Here is a 4174-nt window from a genome sequence, read left to right as displayed (position 1 = left end):
CGTATGGTGACTGGAGTTCAGACGTGTGCTCTTCCGATCTCGGGGATGGTGGCGGTCAACGCCATGGTGGCCACCACGCAATACGCAGACAGCGTCCGCACCGCCCTGCGGGCAGGGGTGGACGCCGTAGTCAGCGGCGCGGGGCTGCCCCGGGACCTGCCCGCCATTGCGGCGGAGGTCCCGGAGAGCGGCGCCGCCCTGGCGCCGGTGGTCAGCAGCGGGCGGGCCGCAGCCCTGATCTGTAAGCTGTGGGACAAACATTACCAGAGGGTTCCCGACTTTGTGGTGCTGGAGGGCCCCCTGGCCGGGGGACACCTGGGCTTTTCCAGAGAGGAGGCCCTGGCGGCTCAGGAGGGACGGCCAAAGCCCCTCAGCACTCTGCTCCATGAGGTTTTGGAGGCGCTGGCCCCCTTCCGGGAGAAGTACCGACGGGATATCCCCGTGTTTGTGGCCGGCGGCGTGAAAGACGGCCGGGAGATGCGCCGCTGCATGGACCAGGGCGCCGCCGGAGCCCAGTTTGCCACCCGCTTTATTGCAACAGAGGAGTGCGACGCCAGCCCCGCCTATAAGCAGGTGCTGCTGAATGCCCGGGGGGAGGATATCGCGATCGTCCAAAGCCCGGTGGGACTGCCGGGCCGCGCCCTTCGCAACCCACTGGTAGAGCGGGTGGAGCAGGGAATTCAGCCGGCTATTGACCGCTGTATCAAGTGTCTGGTGCCCTGCGGCCGGAAAACAGCGCCCTACTGCATCTCCAAAGCGCTGGTTGCGGCGGTGCGGGGGGACTGGGAGAACGGCCTGTTTTTCTGCGGCGCCAATGCTGGAGAAGTGACAGCTCTCTCCACAGTGCGGGAACAGATAGAGCAGATTATGAACGAATGGAGGGCCGCCACATGAAGCTCGGCTTTTTATATGCTGGACAGGGCAGCCAGCACCCCGGTATGGGGGCAGACCTGTACGAGGCGTACCCCGCCTTCCGGGCGGTGCTGGACCAGGCCGTGGAGGCGGTGGACTTTGACTTGAAGGAGGTCTCCTTTCAGGACGGGGCAGGACTTCTGGATCAGACCCGGTACACCCAGCCCTGTATGGTAGCCTTTGCCGCCGGCCTCACGGCAGTGCTGCGGGAGCGGGGCGTCGTCCCCGCGGCGGCGGCCGGGCTGTCTCTGGGCGAGTACGCCGCCCTCCACGCCGCTGGTGTGTTCGACGCGAAAACCGCTGTGCAGCTGGTGGCCTTCCGGGGCAAGGCCATGGAGGAAGCCGCTTCCGGTCACGACAGCGCCATGATGGCGGTTTTGAACCTGGACCGGGGGACGCTCCAGGCCGTCTGTGAGGAGGCCTCTGCCCTGGGTACTGTGGTTATCGCCAACTACAACTGTCCCGGCCAGCTAGTGATCGGCGGAGACCGGGCGGCGGTGGAGAAGGCCTCCGCCCTGGCAAAGGAACGGGGCGCGAAGCGGTGCCTTCCCCTGCGGGTCAGCGGGCCCTTCCACACGCCGCTGATGGCGCCCGCCGGGGCGGCACTGGAGTCGTATTTCCAAACCGTCTTCTTCGGAGAGCTCCGGATTCCGGTGATTTTCAACTGCTTGGGGAACGTACGGGAGGATGGGGCTTCTATCCAGTCGTTGCTGGTCCGGCAGGTCCAGAACAGCGTCTATATGGAGGACTCCATCCGGAAGATGGCAGCCATGGGCTTGGACGCCCTGGTGGAGATCGGTCCGGGAAAGGCCCTCACTGGTTTTGTGAAAAAGACTGTGCCGGGGTTTCCGGTCTGCCCGGTGGAGACTGCGGCGGACGTGGAGGCTCTGCCGGATACCCTGAGAGAACTGACGGAGGGAAGATCGTGATGGATTTTACGGGGAAAACAGCTGTGGTCACCGGCGGCAGCCGGGGGATTGGACGGGCCGTGTGCCTGGAGCTGGCAAGGAGCGGGGCCAATGTGGCTTTGTGCTATGCCGGAAACGAGACCGCCGCCCGAGAGACGGTACAAACCGTGGAGGCTCTGGGGACTAAGGCGCTGGCGATCCGATGTGATGTGTCTAACCCGGGTCAGGTCAACGGCCTTATAGACGCGGTGGTTCACGGCTTTCAACGGATTGACATCCTGGTGAACAACGCCGGGATCACACGGGACAATCTGCTGGTGCGGATGAGTGAGGCGGACTTCGATGCGGTGATGAACGCTAATTTGAAGGGGACGTTTTTGTGCATGAAGGCCGCCAGCCGCCTGATGCTGAAACAGCGGTACGGCCGCATCATCAATCTCAGCAGCGTGGTAGGCCTGCGGGGCAACGCCGGACAGGTAAACTACGCCGCCAGCAAGGCCGGGGTCATCGGCATGACCAAATCCCTGGCCAAGGAGCTGGCGGGCCGGGGGATCACCGTCAATGCCGTGGCCCCGGGCTTCATCGACACCGACATGACTGGCGCCCTCCCGGAGGCCGCCAGAGCCGCCGCCCTGGCGGCTATCCCCATGGCCCGTCTGGGTACCGCCGAGGAAGTGGCCCGAGCCGTGGCCTTCCTGGCCAGTGACGGCGCCGCCTATATCACCGGTCAGGTTTTAGCGGTGGACGGCGGCATGGCGGTGTAAATTGAAATTTTTGGGGGGTACTATGGAACGACGCAGAGTTGTTATTACCGGCCTGGGTGCGGTTACGCCTTTAGGCCTTACCGCGCCGGAGAGCTGGCAGGCCGTGCGGAAAGGCGCGTGTGGTATTGGGCCAATCACCCGGTTTGATACCACCGGCATGAAAGTCAGCCTGGCCGCAGAGGTCAAGGGTTTTGATCCGGAGAGATATATCCCGAAGCCGGAGACCAAGCGTATGGGACGCTTCACCCAGTTCGCGGTGACCTGTGCCAGGGAGGCCCTGGCGGACGCCGGCTTTCGGGTGGAGGACGCCAATGCCGACCGCTGCGGCGTCATCGTCTCCAGTGGTATCGGGGGCCTGAGCATCACTGAGGAGGAACACGACCGGGGCATGGCCCGAGGGTGGGACCGGGTGTCCCCCTTCTTTATCCCCTCCGGCATCTGCAACATGGCAGCAGGACAGGTGGCCATCGCCGCGGGCTTCCGTGGGATGTGCTCCTGCCCTGTAGCCGCCTGCACCGGCGGCACCAACGCCGTGGGGGACGCCTTCCATTACATTCGGGACGGCTACGCCGATGTCTGCCTCTGCGGGGGTACGGAGTCCGCCGTCACGCCTCTGGCGGTGGGCGGCTTTACCTCCATGCGGGCCCTGACTCAGGCGGAGGACCCCAGCCGGGCCTCTATACCCTTTGACGGGGAGCGGAGCGGGTTTGTCCTGGGCGAGGGCGCCGCCGTTCTGCTGTTGGAGGAGCTGGAGCAGGCCCGGCAACGGGGTGCGAAGATCTATGCCGAGATTGTGGGTTACGGAGCCACCTGTGACGCTTATCACATGACCGCCCCCCGGCCCGACGGCAGCGGCGGAGCCAAGGCTATGGCCCTGGCTCTGTTGGATGGAGCTGTCCCGGCGGAGTTGGTGGGTTACATCAACGCCCACGGAACCTCTACCCATTTGAACGACGCCATCGAGACCGCTGCTGTCAAAGCGGTGTTTGGGGACCACGCCCGCAGACTGGCCGTCAGCTCCACCAAGTCTATGACCGGGCATATGCTGGGAGCGGCGGGGGCTGTGGAGGCCATGTTCACCGCCCTGGCCCTGCGGGACGGCTTCCTCCCTGCCACCATCAATTACCGGGTGCCGGACGGGGAGTGCGACCTGGACGTGGTACCCAACGAGGGCCGTGCCGCCGCGGTAGAGTACGCCATGAGCAACTCTCTGGGCTTCGGCGGGCACAACGGCAGCATCCTGTTCAAAAGATGGGAGGGCTGAGAGATGGGAATGACCTATGACTCCGACCAGATCGCCGAGATCTTGCCCCACCGCTACCCCTTCGCCCTGGTGGACCGCATCGTGGACGGCGAGCCGGGACAGTGGGCGAAGGGCATCAAGTGTGTCACGGTGAATGAACCCTTCTTCCAGGGCCACTTTCCGCAAAAACACGTGATGCCCGGCGTGCTCCTCATTGAGGCTATGGCCCAAGTGGGGGGCGTGGCCATTCTGGCCCTGCCGGAAAACCGGGGAAAGCTGGCTTTTCTGGGCCGGGTAAAGGACGCCCGTTTCAAGCGGCAGGTGGTTCCCGGGGACGTGGTGGAGAT

The 4174-nt window shown here is 64.7% G+C and carries 4 protein-coding genes; all 4 read left to right on the top strand.

Features of this window, described 5'->3' with window-relative positions; genetic code table 11:
• The first annotated feature begins 890 nt into the window (after positions 1–890).
• Positions 891–1841, top strand: coding sequence for an ACP S-malonyltransferase (gene fabD / locus QZ326_RS11640; RefSeq protein ID WP_295745369.1), 951 nt, complete (start codon positions 891–893; stop codon positions 1839–1841).
• Entirely contained in the window at positions 1841–2584 is a 744-nt protein-coding gene (fabG, locus tag QZ326_RS11635; RefSeq protein ID WP_295745377.1) for a 3-oxoacyl-[acyl-carrier-protein] reductase, read from the top strand. The genes fabD and fabG overlap by 1 nt, the downstream gene beginning before the upstream one ends.
• A gap of 22 nt (positions 2585–2606) precedes the next feature.
• Positions 2607–3848: a beta-ketoacyl-ACP synthase II gene (fabF, locus tag QZ326_RS11630; protein WP_295745366.1), complete on the top strand. Its 1242-nt coding sequence runs from the start codon at positions 2607–2609 to the stop codon at positions 3846–3848.
• 9 nt (positions 3849–3857) lie between these two features.
• The coding region (gene fabZ, locus QZ326_RS11625; RefSeq protein ID WP_295745375.1) for a 3-hydroxyacyl-ACP dehydratase FabZ at positions 3858–4174 on the top strand (317 nt) is incomplete at its 3' end.

This window comes from uncultured Oscillibacter sp. (assembly GCF_910587525.1).
Lineage (GTDB): Bacteria > Bacillota > Clostridia > Oscillospirales > Oscillospiraceae > Oscillibacter.
Note: the sequence above shows the minus strand (reverse complement) of the source record. Positions and strands in the feature narration are given on the sequence as shown.